This is a genomic window from Shewanella sp. MEBiC00475 (assembly GCF_005234075.1).
In the GTDB taxonomy this organism is placed as follows: domain Bacteria; phylum Pseudomonadota; class Gammaproteobacteria; order Enterobacterales; family Shewanellaceae; genus Shewanella; species Shewanella polaris.
Genome location: NZ_CP039928.1, coordinates 3,107,009 through 3,124,400, shown reverse-complemented (window position 1 = coordinate 3,124,400; position 17,392 = coordinate 3,107,009). Strand labels below are relative to the sequence as shown.

Sequence of the window (17,392 nt, the reverse complement as noted above, 5' to 3'; positions counted from 1 at the left end):
CTCAAGCGAAAGCGGTACCGACATTACTGCCGATACGTTTGCTATTAAAATGATTAAGCTTCGTTACCGCGAAACGCTAAAACGGCGCGGTCGGTGTTGATTTGGCTGTGGCCTGCTTGCACTGTGCGAATTGGCATTACTGGTTTAGCGCTGGCAACTGTGGCAAAGCGAATGGCTTCGCCCGGATTCCAGCCGCCACCGAACGCACCGGAGCGAATCACAAAGTAAGGTTGATTAGTTAGCGAGTTAATCGGGGCAAAGTCGTTTACAGTATCACCCGTGGCAATTTGGCCAATACGCTTACCTATACAACGGAATGCTGTGGTCGAGGTAAACACCAAAGCCCAATCTTCATTCACTGCTGCAGCGTTAGTGACTTCGATTGGGTAATCAACTGTGTTTAACGTACCTTGGGCAGCCTCACCGTCTAGGTCCCAATTGTTAGCCCAGCTGGTCATGTCGCGCACCTTGCCTACTCGCGCTTGTAAGTCACCGAGTATTTGCACACTGGCTACACTTGAGCCAATGGGGTACTCACGCGACAACGCCGCTGAAATGGTCACGGTATTGGTGTTAACTGCCGTGACTAATGCCAACTCGCTAATGGTGTCACTTAAAATAAACGGCGCTGTAAAGCCGCTAAAATCACTGTTTAAGGTAACGGTGCCGGCGGCATTATCAACCGTAAAATGGTCACTGGTTGCGGTCCACAAACTGGCACCGTTTGCATCGGTAATATCGACGAAGTTGCTGCCAGTACGAATGGTAATAACATTGCCATTGCTTGGGCTAACCACGTTTTGATAGTCAGTGTGTGATACCGCAATAGTGCCCCAAGCACGGTAAATATCGACTATGCCAGCATTGGGGATCCGCAACGGGTTTAGGCCATAAATGTCAGCAGGCGGTAAGTTGCGCACTTGCTCGGTAATGTCATACCGTAAGGTGCTTAACTTAACGTCTTGAGTAAACGACAACTGCACCAGGTTATTCACAATGCTGCCGCTAATGCCTGTACCCGTTACCGTGCCGTTACTGTCGCAGCTGGCGCTGATTAACACATCGCCCACGGTAAACACTTGCACGTAAAACGTATCTAACAATGCGTCACTGGCATTCAATACGAACGTGGCCACATTGGCTGATTCTGGCGCAATGACTAAGCCAACATACTCAAGAATAGAGATACCATTCTCAAGTGTGATGATGCCTGTTTGATAGTCCACAATGGCTGCACGTATTTCTTCTCGAACAACAAGCGACCCAACACTCGAAACAACGGTGATGTATAACGCGCCATCACGCTCGGTAAATTGATATGGCGTACTTTGGCGAGTCACTTTACCCGTTAACGTGTTGGGCACTAATTCTCGATCTACAGGGAATGCATCGGAATTGTCATAGTTTTGATAGGACACCCCAGAAATATATTGCAAAGACACTGGGGTATTGAGATCAGGCTTGCGTGATAAGGTCACACTTACCGTGTCACTACTTACAACCACAATGGCATCGTCACTGCCATATTGAATGCCTCCCGATGTGTAACTGGTGATTGGGGTGTAATCTATTGCCGTGTTATCGCCTTGCAACACATCTACCAGCGCGAACTGATAGCTTTGCGCCGTTGTCGCATTTTGCGTAACCGTTTTACGCACTATGTCGCCGTCGCTAATGGCTTGGCCTGTTTTAACTTGCTCGCTCAACACCACTGGCAACAAGTTTTGTTGCACTGCAGCAACGGCTAGATTCTTGTTGCTACTCGCAGCAGTTAACTTACTCACGCCGTGAAACGTTAACGGGCTGGCTTCGTTGGTTAATCGCAGTTTAGTGCAGTTAGATGTTGAATTAATCGTAACGTTATATTCAGGTGTCGCAAAATCGATTGGTGGGTCAAATACAATATTGCCTTCACTGTTACCTGGTGCATTAGTATCGGTCACCATGCAGTAATGTATCTTGCGCGGCCAGTCTGCATCCTCAATGCCCGGGTACTCAACTGCAATAGCAATCACTTGGCCAACACGTAAACTGGTGGTTTTGCGATATTCTTTGCCGTCAAACGTGTATGTTGACTGTAAATACTCGCGGCTAAAGCTGTTTTGATTGGGTAAGAAGCCTGGTGCGCCTTGACGGATTAATGACCCAGCAGTCACCGACGACTCTAATATTTCTTTCATTTCGACCATGCGGTCTTCGTCATCTAATACATCAGCTTCAACTAACAACATAGACACTAACGGGTCGGTGGGTGGCTGACTAATAAACACATGAGCATCAAGCAAGGTGCCTGTGTCTGCAGTGTCTAACGCTGGATAGCATTTAACAATATCGAGTGATGATTGCGCGTGGTCGATATCAGAAATAGCGGTAAACAACTCGTTTAATTTACCCGACTCGACTGCATTGCGGGTGCGCTGGCCGCCTGCATCGTCACTGGTACCCAACTGTTCGGGTTTAAATATCTTTAAATCATTACGGGTAATGCTCATGGGCCACCTGTGTTTATCAATAAGCGAGAAAGAGTTACAGCGTTAAAAATCGTAATACCACGTTAGTCAGTAACGGATAACCGCCCAATAGGTCGTCAACATCATCACCCGTGATCACACTGGTCTGCGTGTTATCCCACACCACATTAATGTCGGTGCCATCGTGGTTTATCGTAAATTCGGTGAGTGTATTTGCTGCGTGGGCTTGCAGTTGTTCAAACTCACTGCGGAGCATCCAACCGTTTTTACTGCCAAGCTCTAATGCAATGCCTGCGGGTATTACTGTTTGTTGAATATGCGGGGCACCGTTAAGGGCCCGTTTCATATTGGCCGATACTCGCTGGGTGTTATTGCGGTTAAGCCAGTGCAATGGCTCGGTCAACACAATGGTGTCGATAGTGGTGTTATACATAGCGCCTCTCACTCTTTAATGTGCCTAACGTTGCCAAGCCAAACTAACCACCTACCGATTGCAGGCGCTTAATTTCAGCCACCAATTCATTCACAATGCTGCGCTTGGCTTGTGCATCAAATGTGCTGTTACCCACTTGCAGCTGCAGCACTACAGTGTCGCTGCTGGTTGCGGCGGCAGTTGTGGTCGTGCTTGGCTGGGTTTGAGTGGTCACATTGGTTTGCACCGAACTGGCTGCTGTGGTTTGTTGTTTAGCGGTTGCAGCATCGCTAATGGCTTGCTTTTCGCTGGCATCTTGCTGGGCTTTTAACTCAAGGCTTTGAGCTCTTTTTAAGTCGCTCAGGCTTTTTTGAAGCGTTGAAACTAACTGGCTATTACCGTAGGCTTGCGCCTTGGTAATTAAGTCGTCAATCTCTTTTACTTCGCTAGCAAACTTGCGCTTAATGATGTCCTTTTCATTACCCAGAGCCGTGTCTAAACGGTCCTGAATATCCAAGGTGGTCGCATTAATGTCATCGGCCAAATCTTGAAGCTTAGCGCGTGCGCTATCAATTGCATTGGTTAGCGGCTGTAATTGCACATCCGACAATCCCCAAATACCACTGGCCGCTTTACTGGCCATTTTATCAAGTGCTTCTAAGCTGTATGTACTGCTATCAATGTCATCAATCTGCCTTCTTATTGATAATGACGTTTGCAGCTCACTGTAACGGCGCTTTTCTTCACCGGCCAAATAAGCTGATTGTAAAATACCCATTTGCTCAATGCGGCTAATGAGCTCATCAGCACTGGCAGCTGTGTCTATATAAGACTGTCCGGTATCAAGTATCACACTACGGTATGCGACGGTGGCGTCACTTAAGGAAATGTATTGACCGGTTTGATCTTCTAAAGACTGGCTATTTTCTTTGTTGGCTTCAGTGTTATCTTTAACAGCCGCGGTGGCTTCTTTGGTTTTTTCGGCATTCTCAGCTTTTTTACGGCTACTTTCACCAACAACATCGTTTAAGTCAGATAATGTTTTCTCAAGCGTTTTTGACTGAGCGTCGTACTCTTGCTTAGTTAATAAGCCTGCTCTAAAGTTACGGTCGAGTATTTCTAATTGGGTTTCATACTCACGCTGTAAAACAAGTAGCTCAACATAAGTGGCATTCTCTATCTTAGATAGTTCAACGGACTCTCGTTTTATGTCGGCTAGGTTTGCTTCTTCCTTGGCTAACTTGGCTTTAATTAAAATGAGTTCATTTGTTGCCTTGTTCTCATCTTTTAAGGCTTGCTCTAATGCGCGGATTTCAGCTTCAGTGCTAATAATACTTTCTTGCAAGCCTAACTGTTCGTCAGACAGTAAGCCTATACCCGCCGTAGCAAGGTTTACCTCGTTAACCGTTTTGTCATAAGCGCTGGCTAATTCTTGTTGCGATATAGTCAGTTCTTTTTCGGTTAACAGCCCTTGTTCATATTGGGCCTGTAGCTCTTTGCGTTTAGCAATAAACTGATCTGTTAGTTCAGTTTGGGTTGCCGTGCTGGCATTGCTTGCATCAACCTCAGTTGAATAACCTTTAAGTGAATCCTTTAGTAACTGTGATGCTTTAGCTAATCCTTCAGCAGAGATCACACCTTTTGCATAAAGCTCATTTAATGACTTTTGGCGTTCCTTAACATCAATTAGTGCTTCAGAATACGTCAACGTATTGGTGTTTAGCTTAGCGAGATTATCAGCATGTTCAGCTACTGCATCAGCTGCTTTTTTATCTTCTTCCGCTTTTTTCTTACTGGCTTCAGCCGCCTTCGCTTTTAATTGAGCTTCAATTTCAGTTTCGCGATTAGCCCGTACTAAAGCAGCTGTGAGTTCTCGGTAGGTGGTTTCAAGGTCTTTGTTATAAGTGCCAGATAATAGAATGTCGTTTATCTGGTTTCGCTGTTCTATTGATAACTGTTTAAGTGAATCTTTGTATTTTGTTGTGGTTTTAATTAAGCCTTCATAAGCAATAGAAGACTCACCATTCATGCGTTTATTATACGCAATGATATCATCGCTATCTCGCTTGATTGCCTCCCTGATTTTAGCACTACGGTCTTTAGCATCGGTAACTTGCTTGGCTGTAACAAACTCAACACCAGATAATTTACTTGCCGAGCGCAGCGCTTCAAGCGTGGCCACATTCATATCGCTTAATTCTAACGCAAGCGAATTAACCCCTATGCTAATGGTGTTTAAGCCAGCAGCAAAGGCGTCCATGGTGTACTCTAATGAGCTAAAAGACTCATCAGTCCCTGCCGCAAAATTATTAATATCAGCGAGTAAATCAACAAAGCCATTAGCCAGCTCTGGTATGCGTTCCATCAGTTGAATAACGTTTTCATCTACCGCATCAATTGCATCGCTGGTTGCCCGTATTGCAGTATCAACTTCGTCTGAAAATGCCTCACCAATACTTGTTGTTAGCGTGTGGAATTTGTTTTCTAAACGGCCAATAGCCGCAGACTGATCTGCATAAGCTTTAGCGGCTTCCTTCATGTGGTAGTCGCCAGCAATATAGGCTTTGTTAGATAATTCTAATGCCGTTTTTAAACGGTCTGTACCATCAGCTAATACACTAAGCACACTCGTTGCTTCAACACCTTCAATGCCCATCGACTTAAGCGCATCAGAAACTAGCCCACCCTCAGACTTAACACGCTTTAACCCTTCAAGAAATTTAACTAATACCTTTTCAGGTGCATCGCCTAAATCTTTTTCAATTTGGTCAGCCGTTTGGCCGGTAATTTTAGTCAGCAGCTCTAAATCATCGCCGCCTTTCTTACTGGCCTCATTAATTGCGGCACCTAATTTTTGAATAGCCGTGCGTGAACGCTCTGCGGGTTGGCCTAACTCAGCAAGGGTGGCACCAAATGCAGCAGAAGCCGCAGAACCTAAATTGATTTCACGGGTACCAGTGACAATCTCTTTGGTCATGCTGACAATGTCAGCCTCAGTAACGGCAAAATCATTACCTAACGCGACCACAGAAGAAGACAGGTTTTGTATTTGTGGAATGCCCTCTTGTGTCATCCCCAAAATACGCGCAAGCATGGTGGCCGCTTCATCACCCGCTAAGTTGGTTGATAAACCAAGGGCATCAGCAGCCGCGACTAAATTTAAAATATCTTCCGTAGACTTAGTGCCTAACTGGCCTGCAACCTCAGCCATACGCAACAATTCATTGGTGCTAGTTGGGGTAACATTTTCGCCCAGGTCTTTAAGCTCAGACGCCATTTTAACAACGGCCTCACGGGCATTACCTGTGGTTTTTTCAACTTTAGTGATCGCCGACTCTAATTCACCATAACCTTCAACACTTGAACGAACAGACTGAATAGCCGTTTGGGCAGATAGCAAAACCGCATAGGCTTTCGCTAACGCATTAATGGCTTTAGTGGTAATTAAGGTTTGTTTATTGGCAGCGCCCGCCGATTTCTGGCTGCTAGAAAGTAACTTATCATGCTGGCCTAACTTGTCGTTCACCCCTTTTAAGGCTTGCTCAGCGGCGGCTTGTTTGGTTTTTAGGTCTTTGCTGGCATCAGCCAGCTTGCCCATATCAATGCCGGCTTTATTCAGCACCGTTTGCTGCTTATCTAATTCTGTTTTGTTACGGCTTAGGCTTGAACCAAGCTTAGTTAATTCGGAACTGGCGCTTTTAACCTTAAGCGCATACTCGCCTTTTTTCTGGCCAGCTTTGTCAACTTCGCTGCTGATTTTTTTCAGCTCTGCAGTTTCTTGTTCTAGTTCGGTAGCTAAACGGGTTGCGCTAGTTGCCGTGCTTTTTTGGGCTGCATCTAGCTTTTGCAAATCATCTTTGGCTTTTGCTAATGCTAACGCTTGCGACTGACTAGCTTGAGCGCCTTTATTTTGGGTTGCGGTTAGCTTATCAACCTCAGCACTTGCTAGCTTTAGCTGGTTATCATACTTTGCTAACTCAGCCACCGCTTGGTTGTATTCAGTTTCAATACGGGCGGTAGAATTAGCCGCGGCAACCTGCGCAGCATCAAGTTGCTTTGCTTCGGCTGCAACTTGTTTTTGTTCTTTTTTAAGGTTGTCTAATGCTACGGCATTATCAACATAGGCTTTTTCGCCTTTTCTAATTGATGCAGTTAGCCCATCAATGGCATTAACCGCCGCTTCTTGGCGCTTTAAATCATCCAGTTCAGCATTCAGTTTTTCGCTTTGTGCTGCAAGTTCAGCTAATGCCTTTTCAGACTTCTTGGCTTCACTGGAAAATAAATCTTTGCCCTGAATGATCAGGTTAATGACTTGGTCTTTAAAGCTCATATATCACCAAATTAGCGTTAAAAAATAAAATAAAAAACCCACAACACTCAAATAGTAATAAAGTGCTGTGGGTTGTTGAGGTAAAACGTTTTATGCTGCGCTACGCACAAAGAACTTAGACTTACCCGCGGCAACAATAGTGCTGTCGGCAAGAACGCCGCCTTCGATGTCGAATGACCCGAAGTCGTCGCCAATTAAGTCGAGGCCCGATGTTGGGGTAGGCTTCCAACGGTAAAACTTAAGCACGCTTGGCTTGCCGGTTACATCGTTAATACCGTCAACGACTACCTTCACTTCTTCGCCAGACTCAACCAGTGCTTGCAACGCATTACCGGCTTTACTGGTGTAAGTGACTTTAAGTGATTCAGCTGCCGTGATAGCACCTGTGCTTAATGCGCGAATACCCGCAGCACTGACAATGTAATCGGTGTTCACATCGTAAGTTGTGGTACCTGTACTGTCGGTAACCACGGCCGCAATCTCGGTATCAATCATTTTTGCTGTGTCAGCTAAACCGTCTAACACGACAGTAACGACTTCTGCTGTTACAGACTCTGCCGTTAACACATCGATTTTACCGCGCAGTGCTAACGCTAAGTTGGCATTGCTAAAGTCGTTAAGTGTCATCGATAAGTTAACCGATTTAACCACGGTAATTTCAGCAGCGTTACCGCCACCACCGCGATAGTTCGGTTGCTCTTTGGTTTCTTGCTCGATTGAGATATTCACGCCGCTGGCGTTACCCACATCGCGGCCGTTGACATACACGATGCCCGAACCGATGTAGCTCTCTACTACTGTCTCGCTCATAGTTGTTCTCCGAATGGTACTGTATGAATTAAGGTTAAAGTGATGACCGCTAATCCATGTTTTTCATGGGCTTCGGGCATAATGTATTTACAAGCCTCGGACTCTTTAAACGTAATAACTTTGGGTAGCCATGACGGTTTTTCGGTATTACGTTCGTCTTTAAAGAATGCGCTGCGAATGTTGCGAACTAAATTGATTAGCTCTGCGGTGGGGTTAGTTGATTTACTGAGGTCAATGCCCGCAACCACTTGTAAAGTTAAGTCGTCGCGGAATTGGTTTATGCCATTTTTAGCACCGAACAAATCGGTGTAAGGCTGCAAAAAAATAAACTGTTGTTCTTTTGCCAGCCCTTGGGCATAAAAGCCTTCGCGCACAGTCGCTCCGCCAACCAATTTGAGTCGGTCTATTAAGGTTTGGATCATGGGGAACCTCTAAACAGGAATGTAACTACTTAGCGTATTGGCCATATTTTTTACGCAGATGGGCGATAATGGGTGGTTCTAAATCGTCACGCATATACCCAAAGCTGCCTGCCACTGAAGGGCCGTACTTAGCTTCGACTCCTGCTTTTTTGGCTTCCTTAAATGTTCGCCATGTTTCACCTTTCAACCTCATATACATAACTTGATTGCCATTTTTACCAAGAAACTGAAACGTGCTGCGAAACCATTTAGGTTCATTACGAATGGTCCTGATTGTGTGACCGTTCGCAACTTGCTGCCCACGTTTTCCTGTTCTATATCTTGGGGTGGCATATCTGTTTAGTGTTGAAGGTCGATAGCGACCATAAATCGTTCCGGTTAAGGTTTTAGGATTTATGCTGTAGCCAAGATGTTGCTCAACATACGACCTAGAATTGAAGCCATATTTGTTGAATACACCATCTACAGCCAACTGATTACCAAACTTGGCCGCATCATCTATGGCTTTAGCAATGGTAGGTGATTGCGCAGCTCGCATGCGTTTAAGCTCGCGTTCTACCGCATCAAAGCCAGTACTGCGTATGGCCATGCAGTTTCCTTAAAGCTCTATATAAATAAAGCTCACCGTTAATTCATCCCGCGTATGCAGTTGAGTTAACCGATGTTGCTTACCATTTAACTCAAACACATCATCAGCCATTACCGCGCCTTCTTGCTGCAAAAACTCAGCGAGGGCTATCGGTTCTTGTATGTATTCATTACTGCGATCTATTTCGGTTGGCGGCAGATGAACACTTCGACTAAATGGGGCTTGACCCGATGAAGGGGTAAACTGGCACGGCTGTGCCAGTTTAGTGAACGCACGCGCAAGCTTGGCCGCTATGCGTTCGTTAATACTAGGCATTAACTTTTACCCATACTGTATCGCTTGGGTTAGCAGCTGCTGCCCATGCTTTACCCGCTGCAGTATTACCCGATGCTGTGATGGTGATCATACCGTCTGACTTAAGGTAAACTTGCACACCTTGGCCGATATCGTCAGCGGTCACTTTAGGCAATTCATACACGCCTGCAGTTGCACCCACACCCACTTCATCAATAGCAACATTGCCAAGCGACACGGCAACCACTTTACCAAATAACACTGGCGCACCACTGGCAACTGCTGCCGTGGCGATAAAGTCGATGGTATTACCATCTGATACACAATTTTTCATAATTCATTCCCGATAAGCATTGCGGATTATTAAAAGCCGGACATTAAAAAGGCCGCTAGCTAAATGGCTGCGGCCTTTTTGATTTGTATAAAATAGCTGGTTACACACCCGTTGATTTAACCAAGCCACGGTGATCAAGCGGTGCAACACCTGCATCGATACGTACTTTGGTTGCGACACCATCAATAGTGAAACCTTGTTGCTGTTCAATGTAAGGTGTGTCGATACCGTCAAGGTAAGCCACTTCAATAGTGTCGCGCCCTTTACCAGCGCCAAGGAACCATTGTTTATCGCTGTTATCATCTAAACGAGGCTCAGCAATCACTTCAGCAAAGTTTTGGATAGGGTTAGCAATACCCGCATTAACATCGGCGCCTTTAACCGAACTAGACTTGATGATCTGATTCATTGTGGTTTCTAGCCCTACAGGGCACAACACAAATTCAGGACGAATATTTAAACTACGATTACCCGATTTTTGCTTACGCATTAACATGCGGTTAGCATCAAGTGCCGCTACGCTTGGCGCACCAGAACCTAAGTTACCGTGGTCGGCATGGAACAAGGCTTTTCCGTCTGCCATTTTTGGGTTTTGCGTAAGAACCGCATAAACCAAATCACCAATTGTGCCTTTAGCTGCAAAGCCCATTTTCATTGGAATGTCAGTTAGCATGCTCATATCATCATTGATAATCGCTTGGCGAGTAATAGAGAACAGTTCGCCATAGGTTGCTAATGCAATTTGTTGTGCATGATCACCAACTGTCACGTACTTGTATTCAGCACCTTCACGCACTTGACGCAAGCTGTTGAAGTCACCTAGCCCTACACGCTGGGCAATCTTAAAATCACCTAACTGGCCTTTTTTAGTCCAGCGCTCAAAGGTTTCTTCGGCTGTTTCCCAGCCCATCAATACTGACTTATTAGCGATATCTAACAAGATGTTGCCAAAGTCAGATGATGAATGAGTAAACGCTAACCCCACCATTTGCAAAGGGTTCATGCCAGACACCCCAATACCACGATCCGTTAATGAGGCACGGGCAAGATCGCGCAAGTTATAACTAGCATAAGCATTTGATGCCTCACGCTCTGCGTGACCTGCACGAGTTAATAGCTGAGCACGAATTGAGTCGCCAACGATGTTACCGTTGCTCGAGTGAATCGTCGTGCGAGGCAACACAGCACACGGCGTGGTGTTTTCACCCAACTTAGCCAAAATCATATCTTTGGCTTTATCTGCGTCAATATCATCATTGGCAATACAGCTGTTTTTTAACTCCGCTAGTAGGGGAAGAAGCTAAATGCAGCGTTAATACCGTCGATACGCGCCTTGTTCATTGCCTTAGCCGCAGCTTGAATATCAGCTTGCGACGGTGCCGCGGGAGCAGGTACCGAAGCGTCTGGGGCTGGTGTATTAATGGCTGCTGGCGCAGGCGTATTAGTTGCACCAGGTACATTACCCTGTGGTGCAAACAGGTTTTTTAGAGCTTCAGGCATATTAGTAAAGTCCTTGAGTCTTTTTGAGTTAAGCGAAGCCGCCATTTGCAGCGGTTCAGTGAGGGTGTTGGCGAAACCTTTTTCAACCGCTTCGCGGCCAGTTAGCCATGTTTCAGCCGCCAAAAGTGTATGTAGCTCATCTTCTGGCAAACCTGTTTTTTGTTGATACGCGCCAACTAAGTTACCTTCGACTTTATCGAGTAAGTCAGCATATTTGCGCATGTCGTCTGCAGAGCCTAATGTGCCGCCCCATGGTTTGTGCACCATCATCATGGCGTTTTCTGGCATGATGACTTCATCAAAAGCCATGGCAATCACACTGGCCATTGATGCAGCAAGGCCGTCAATATGGCAAACCTTGTGCGCTGGGTGACCTTTGATCATGTTGTAAATCGCCATGCCTTCAAACACATCACCACCAGGTGAATGAATGCGTGCCGTTAACGTGCCTATTTTGCCTAATGCTTGTAAGTCACTGGCGAACTGACGAGCACTAATGCCCCAGCCGCCAATTTCGTCATAAATCATTAACTCGGCATTACCGTTTTGCGCCTTTAAGCTGTACCAGCTTTTATCGGGCTTATTGGTCGGTGTCAGGGTCAGGCTTGCTTGTGGTGCGAGCAGCATTGCGGCGGCTACCGCCAGATGCATTTGAGTCTTTTTCACTTGGGGTTTCTCCGTTTTGTGGCTCTGGGTCGTTACCCGTAACCATGTCGTTTTCGCGGTTAAACTTCAGCTCACGTTGACGTTGGCGTTTAACTTCGCTTGGGTTACGGCCACGGGCTCGCGCCCAGTCAGCCTCGGTTGCGGCATTACCGGCTATCATCATTTCCCAACCTTGGGATTCTTTGCGGGGGTCAATCCATGGCATGGTTGGACCGTAATACACCGCATCAAACAAGGTGCGGGTGTCTAGGTCTGGCGGTAGGGTTATAGGGTCTTGCTTGTTCATTAACTCCATTTCCAACCAGTTACGAAACGCAGGCCGCGCCCAACCGGCACAAAACCATTGCTGCATAATGCGGTTCGACTCATCTTGCTCAACCAGCTCTTGGCGTTGGCTTGAGTAGCTGCCTTGGTAATCACGGGCAATGCTCGAGTAACTGCCACGGGTACCCGCGGCACAGGCTTTTAACTGACCATTACGAAAATCGACTAAATGCACGTTGGGGCGATTTGACTCAATCATGCCGACGTCTTCACCAACAGCGAGATCATCAAAGGTCATGCCTGGTGCAATGTTTATTTCACGGTCAGCTTTGGCATCACCATCTAGGCCGAACATACTGGCGTCACCGCGTTTGATATAAAACGCTAACGCTGCAGCAATACGAGCGGCTACCCGTTCAGATTCTTCATAGTCTTTAATGTCGCCAAGGCGAGTTAAAATGCCGTGAAAAATACTGATACCGCGCAGCTGGTGCAAACGCTTAAACATGCCAAGGTGCAGCATGTTACTGGCGGGTACCATTTTAGTCTTAAAGCGAAAGCCAATTTGGTCAGACGGGTGATCAAACAACACATGGTAATTAACCACCTGCCCCAACCATTAACCTCTAATCCTTGGCGAACGCGGGTTGATACATCGTTAAGTTCAAACGGAATGTAATCAGGCTCTAACGCTTCAATACTGTATTGCGTGCCTTGCGGGTTTGGGTGACCAAACTTAGTCACCTTGCCACGCACTTGATGGCCGAATACTTCACCGTCGCGCAATGCGGTACGTAACACTAAGCGTTCAAGCTCTGGCCGTGTGTAGCGCCCTGTTACATCAGGCTTTAATGACCATGCAGCAAAACGACGCTGAATATCATTGGCCAGTTCGTCGAGTATTTCACCACTAATACTGCGGGGCTGTGGCTCAACCACAATGCCCTGAGCGCCAATAACCCGCTCTTCCATTCGGTCTAAAATGCCAATACTGAGGTCGTGGTTTTCGTCTAACCAACGCGCCTGTTCACGCAAGCTTTTACCTGCTGCAAATACCGCTTGGTTGGCACCGCGGCCCTCTTTGTTGGCTTTGTGGGTTCGGCTTGGGCTGGCAGCTTCGTAACCTTTAAGGTTGCGATAACTCATTGCAGCCGCCTGTCGTTTTAGCGCCCAGCCAGGGGATAAATACGAAAGTGCATCGTTAATAATGCTCATATTGATTCCTAGTTAAATCGGGCGAGTGTGGTGCCCCGCGGGCGGGTGTACATGCTTAAGGTGCGCTGCCACTCCATGCGGCCTTTGCGAATTTGTTCCAGGTCTTCTGTACTCATCATCTTGCCGTTGATGCTGACAGACTTACCCGCCAGTACATCTTTTTCGGCTTCGATATACAGTGCGACCATGTCTGCCGCTTCTTGCTTTGACATTACAGCCAGCCTCCTGATTTAACCGAACCACCATTTAGCCAGTTATTGGCTTGGCTCTTTTTCGGTTTTTTAGGTTTGGGGGATTCATCGGTTGATACTTCGTTTTGAGTGTCGGTTGTTATCACTTTACTGAGCGAGTCGAGATTAATACCAAACCTGTCAATAGCGATATACAGCGCAGCCAAGGCATACACAAAACAGTCGAGTGCTTCGTTACGTCTGCCGCCGGCTTCCCAGCGATAAACAATGCGACCGTCGCGGCGTGTCGGCAATTTTCGTTCAGACGTTAACTGTTGCAGTTCGGTGTCATCACAAATGCTGTCGTTCAGTGGCAAATGAATTGCACCAGGTGTACGCGTATCAACACTGGGTTGGGTGCGCATCATAGCCATGATCAACTCTTTGGCGTTGTCGGTACCCACCTCGGTTAAATACACACCTTTGTTACTTCGCTTACGCGGGAAATTGGCAATCGGCTTGCCGTACATATTGGCGCCTTTAATGGGTACCACGCGGAACAAACCGAGCTTTTTACTCATCGAGTAAACGGTATCGGAGTAATGGCCGCCCGAATCCCAACACGTTGTGCCAATGCTCAACACAATGCCGTCGTTACGCGGGTAACTTTGGTTTAAGCGCAGCGCGACTTTATCGAGTAGCACTTGGCTTGCTGGGTAGCCATACAAAATAAACCTATCGATTAAGGCGCACTCTTTACCTGCGCCCCAACCCCAAACACGGCCTTCGTATCGGTCGTCTTGGGTATCCACACCCGCGGTGACATACACAACCCAATCGGGCATTTTACCGTTGGGGTACATTTCACGCCTGCGGCCTAAGTCTTCCCACTCAATGCGTTCGCCGTTGTCGTTGTCCCATGGCTGGCCCAATTTGGTGTTAACAAAGGTTTGTAGCTTTTCTTTATCGCCTTTAGCTTTGTAAAATTCGGTAACTAGCTTGGCCCAACTGTTAAGGGTGTTATAGGCCGACCAGATATAAATCGAGATATTTTCGGGGGTTAAAAAGTCGTCGCCGTCTTTATCAAAAAACGAAATAAAGTCTGAGGTGTACACCCCCGTTTTGTCGCATATCCATAACGCGCTTGGGTGTTCTTCCATGTCGTGCAGTTGATTGTTTTCAATGCAGCAACCGCAGTGTTCGCAAACGTAATAGGCTGTTTTGGGGTCGCTACCTTGCCACTTAATACCAAAGGGTTCAGTTTTACCGCCCCACTTTAAATGCTGCAGCTCATCGCAATGTGGGCAAGGCAAGTTGAATCTAAATTGGTACTGGCTTTCGCTACAGGCTTTTTCAATTTGGCAGGTACCTAATACTTTAGGCGTTGAACCCCGTATCGATTTAGGAAACAACGACAGTTCAACACGGGTGTCACCTAACGATGTCGCATTACCTTCGTGTTCGATTGACTCATCAAAACCGGCTAACTCATCGTAAATAACGTCATCGGTTGATATTTCACGGTAGTTAGCCGCGGCGGTACCACCACGCACCATTAAGGTTTTACCGTTAGTAAAAATTTTATCTTCTAAGGTACTGTCTTTGTGCTTGCGACCAATCCAAGGCGCTAGCGCTTTCCAAATCGGCATGTCACGTATTGCCGTTTCAACGTGCTTTTTCATGAACGTTTTGGCAGCACCGTCACGCGGCTGGTATATCAACACGTTACGTTTTTTGTGTTCTATCTTGTAACCCGCATTGGCCATCAGCATTTTGGTGTAACCCACACGCGCAGACTTCATAATGTTCAGCGTGGTGATTTGGTCGTTACCCATGGCATTTAATATACCGATTTGAAACGGTAAGCTTTCCCATTTACCTTCGGTGTAAGACGATTCAGACGACATATAAAAATGCGTGTCTGCGTATTCACTACAGGTCAACATAGGTGGACGATAAAACGATTTAAGGCCAGCAGCGACAGCAGCTTTCAAATTTTTAATCTGTGCTTCTGATATATTCATCTAATAAATCCTCAATGCCGTTGGCCAGTTCTGCGGCGGTGTTTTGGCTTTTAATCACTTCAGCGCGAATAGCGTCTATGGTTCGTTCGGGCATGTCGGGGAATTTACGTTTTACACGAATGTGTATTTGGTCCAGCACCGGCGATATTTGCGCAGCGATACGGCTAAGCACAAATGAGCAAAAGGTCACCTCAACCACTTCTTTGCCGTCTTTTTCGTTTTTAAGCTCTTGGCCGTAGGCTTGCGCTTTGATTAAGCGGTAACGCTCAAACTCGATATTGGGTTTATCGTTATCTTCGGGCGTTGGATTGCTTACATGTTTTTTACGCTCATTAGCCACCCGATTACCCACCACGTCGCTCATGGTGTACAAGCACTCACGGCCTTTTTTGCTGTGTATCGGCACATCCCATTTATCGAACGCCTGGGTACTAATGCCCAAACTTTTGCACAGGTCGGTTTTGTTCAGTAGCACTGGCTCGGCGTCGGGTGTTTGAATACGTGCCATTAGCTAGTCCTTGTGAATATCGTCTAACACATGGCTACATCGTTCTTGTTCAATATGCTGCAATTGTTTGGCGAGTAATTGTGCTTGCAACGTTTGTATGTGTTTTTCACCCTGTCTCTTACGGGCCTGATAAAACCAGTTAACCAGTGCAGTAGCAATGGCACACAATACTCCGACTAAAACACCAATATCCATATCGTTCACATAACTGCCTGCAGCGGTAAAAAACGAGGCTATGTAAGACAATAACGATGTAAGTTTTGCACTTAGGTCAGTCGTTATGCTCATATTGCTGCCGCCATTTTTGTAGGCGCAGCATGTTTGCATTACAAGTTGCTAGCGCATTAGTTTGAGTAAGTGAGTGTTTAAGTAAATCAAAATTGGTGGTACCAACAAAATCAGGGGTACTGCATTGCACTAACCAATCAGGGGGTGGCAACACATACACCGTTTGGGTTTGGGTCACCACTTTTACAATCGGTTTGCTTGAGCAGCTGCAAAGCATCAGTAGGCAAATCAGTATTAGCCCATGTTTTAGTTGGCTCATGGTTTGATGTCCTTAGCTGATTAGCACGTTCTAGTTTGTAATCTAACGTCGATTGGAGATCGGCTACTTGCTTGCGGTGCGAGGCGTTTAGCTCGGTGATAATGCGGTAATCACGCTCAAGCGTGTTAATCCGTTCGGCTTGGTTGTCGTTGCTGCTCAGTAACGCATCAACGCTAACTTGCGATTGCAGCAAGTCATGGCTTAATGTGCCGTTTTTAGCTTTAAGTGAGGTAATGCCTAACGCCCCAACAGCAATCACCGTCGCCATAACAAGCACTGCACATAACAGCACTGTGGTTTTAAAGTCGTTAAACATTACAAGTCCCTCAAACAATAACGCCGCTCATTTGAGCGGCGTTTAATTAAGCCAGGTAACTTTTTTTTCTTGGCGTAAATCCATCGAGTCAACTCATTACATGCACCAACGCGATCACCCGCCCACAACTTTTTACGAAGCGTAGAAGCCCCAAAAGCCTCGGCCCCGACATTGTAGATAAAACTCAGGTAAGCAATGTGTTCACCCTCGCTTAATGGTGGAGTGAGTTTAACCAATTCACGGTCAAAGGTTTTAAGGCTGGTTGCCAGCATGTCTAGGCACTGCTGGTTAGTGAACACCATACCAAGTTTAATGTTGTGGCCAGTTTGTCCAAAGCAAGCCGTTTCAATCCCTGCGGGGTCAACATAGGTATGCAGTATTTCACCCTCACCAGTAGCGACCAATACACCACCAGTAAGAATGGCACCAGTAAAACCCAGCACCAAGAGTCGGGATTTGATATTCATCGTGTTTCCATAGAAAGCCAAATAGCTTGAAGTTGGCATAACAAAATTTAAAT

17 protein-coding genes and 1 pseudogene are annotated in these 17,392 nt (G+C 46.4%); all 18 read right to left on the bottom strand.

The features are described 5' to 3' along the window. Positions 1–53: 53 nt before the first annotated feature. Positions 54–2,492 carry a hypothetical protein gene (locus tag FCN25_RS14035; RefSeq protein WP_137225793.1) on the bottom strand — a complete coding sequence of 813 codons (2,439 nt, stop codon included), beginning with the start codon at positions 2,490–2,492 and terminating at the stop codon, positions 54–56. A gap of 34 nt (positions 2,493–2,526) precedes the next feature. Then, positions 2,527–2,904: a hypothetical protein gene (locus FCN25_RS14030; protein WP_137225791.1), complete on the bottom strand. Its 378-nt coding sequence runs from the start codon at positions 2,902–2,904 to the stop codon at positions 2,527–2,529. A gap of 43 nt (positions 2,905–2,947) precedes the next feature. Beyond that, positions 2,948–7,213 carry a phage tail tape measure protein gene (locus tag FCN25_RS14025; protein ID WP_137225789.1) on the bottom strand — a complete coding sequence of 1,422 codons (4,266 nt, stop codon included), beginning with the start codon at positions 7,211–7,213 and terminating at the stop codon, positions 2,948–2,950. 90 nt (positions 7,214–7,303) lie between these two features. After that, entirely contained in the window at positions 7,304–8,023 is a 720-nt protein-coding gene (locus tag FCN25_RS14020; protein WP_137225787.1) for a hypothetical protein, read from the bottom strand. Further along, positions 8,020–8,445: a hypothetical protein gene (locus FCN25_RS14015; RefSeq protein WP_137225785.1), complete on the bottom strand. Its 426-nt coding sequence runs from the start codon at positions 8,443–8,445 to the stop codon at positions 8,020–8,022. Before FCN25_RS14015 ends, FCN25_RS14020 begins: the two co-directional genes overlap by 4 nt. Before the next feature lie 25 nt (positions 8,446–8,470). Then, entirely contained in the window at positions 8,471–9,034 is a 564-nt protein-coding gene (locus FCN25_RS14010) for a hypothetical protein (protein WP_137225783.1), read from the bottom strand. A 9-nt stretch (positions 9,035–9,043) separates the two neighbouring features. Next, on the bottom strand, positions 9,044–9,349 hold the full coding sequence (locus FCN25_RS14005) for a hypothetical protein (protein ID WP_137225781.1): 306 nt from the start codon (positions 9,347–9,349) through the stop codon (positions 9,044–9,046). Next, entirely contained in the window at positions 9,342–9,662 is a 321-nt protein-coding gene (locus FCN25_RS14000) for a DUF2190 family protein (RefSeq protein WP_137225779.1), read from the bottom strand. Before FCN25_RS14000 ends, FCN25_RS14005 begins: the two co-directional genes overlap by 8 nt. Positions 9,663–9,762: 100 nt before the next feature. After that, a complete protein-coding gene (locus FCN25_RS21190) occupies positions 9,763–10,887 on the bottom strand; it encodes a ClpP-like prohead protease/major capsid protein fusion protein (RefSeq protein WP_368074073.1) in 1,125 nt (374 codons plus the stop codon). Between the two features lie 59 nt (positions 10,888–10,946). Further along, positions 10,947–11,828, bottom strand: a complete 882-nt coding sequence (locus FCN25_RS21185; protein WP_254693648.1) for a head maturation protease, ClpP-related — start codon at positions 11,826–11,828, stop codon at positions 10,947–10,949. Further along, positions 11,743–13,238 (bottom strand): annotated as a pseudogene (locus FCN25_RS13990) (phage portal protein). The gene FCN25_RS21185 and the pseudogene FCN25_RS13990 overlap by 86 nt, the downstream one beginning before the upstream one ends. Positions 13,239–13,315: 77 nt before the next feature. Continuing rightward, the gene (locus tag FCN25_RS13985; RefSeq protein WP_011637143.1) at positions 13,316–13,519 is read right to left on the bottom strand and encodes a hypothetical protein; all 204 of its coding nucleotides are present in this window, start codon (positions 13,517–13,519) and stop codon (positions 13,316–13,318) included. Next, complete coding sequence (locus FCN25_RS13980) at positions 13,519–15,501, bottom strand: phage terminase large subunit family protein (protein WP_137225777.1); 1,983 nt, start codon at positions 15,499–15,501, stop codon at positions 13,519–13,521. The genes FCN25_RS13985 and FCN25_RS13980 overlap by 1 nt, the downstream gene beginning before the upstream one ends. Continuing rightward, a complete protein-coding gene (locus FCN25_RS13975; protein WP_137225775.1) occupies positions 15,476–16,009 on the bottom strand; it encodes a terminase small subunit in 534 nt (177 codons plus the stop codon). The genes FCN25_RS13980 and FCN25_RS13975 overlap by 26 nt, the downstream gene beginning before the upstream one ends. Before the next feature lie 3 nt (positions 16,010–16,012). Next, a complete protein-coding gene (locus FCN25_RS13970; protein WP_254693647.1) occupies positions 16,013–16,297 on the bottom strand; it encodes an HP1 family phage holin in 285 nt (94 codons plus the stop codon). Further along, a complete protein-coding gene (locus FCN25_RS20950; protein ID WP_217495313.1) occupies positions 16,281–16,514 on the bottom strand; it encodes a hypothetical protein in 234 nt (77 codons plus the stop codon). The genes FCN25_RS13970 and FCN25_RS20950 overlap by 17 nt, the downstream gene beginning before the upstream one ends. Continuing rightward, the gene (locus FCN25_RS13965; protein WP_137225771.1) at positions 16,435–16,872 is read right to left on the bottom strand and encodes a hypothetical protein; all 438 of its coding nucleotides are present in this window, start codon (positions 16,870–16,872) and stop codon (positions 16,435–16,437) included. The genes FCN25_RS20950 and FCN25_RS13965 overlap by 80 nt, the downstream gene beginning before the upstream one ends. Then, positions 16,872–17,339 carry a lysozyme gene (locus FCN25_RS13960; protein WP_137225769.1) on the bottom strand — a complete coding sequence of 156 codons (468 nt, stop codon included), beginning with the start codon at positions 17,337–17,339 and terminating at the stop codon, positions 16,872–16,874. Before FCN25_RS13960 ends, FCN25_RS13965 begins: the two co-directional genes overlap by 1 nt. Positions 17,340–17,392: the final 53 nt, after the last annotated feature.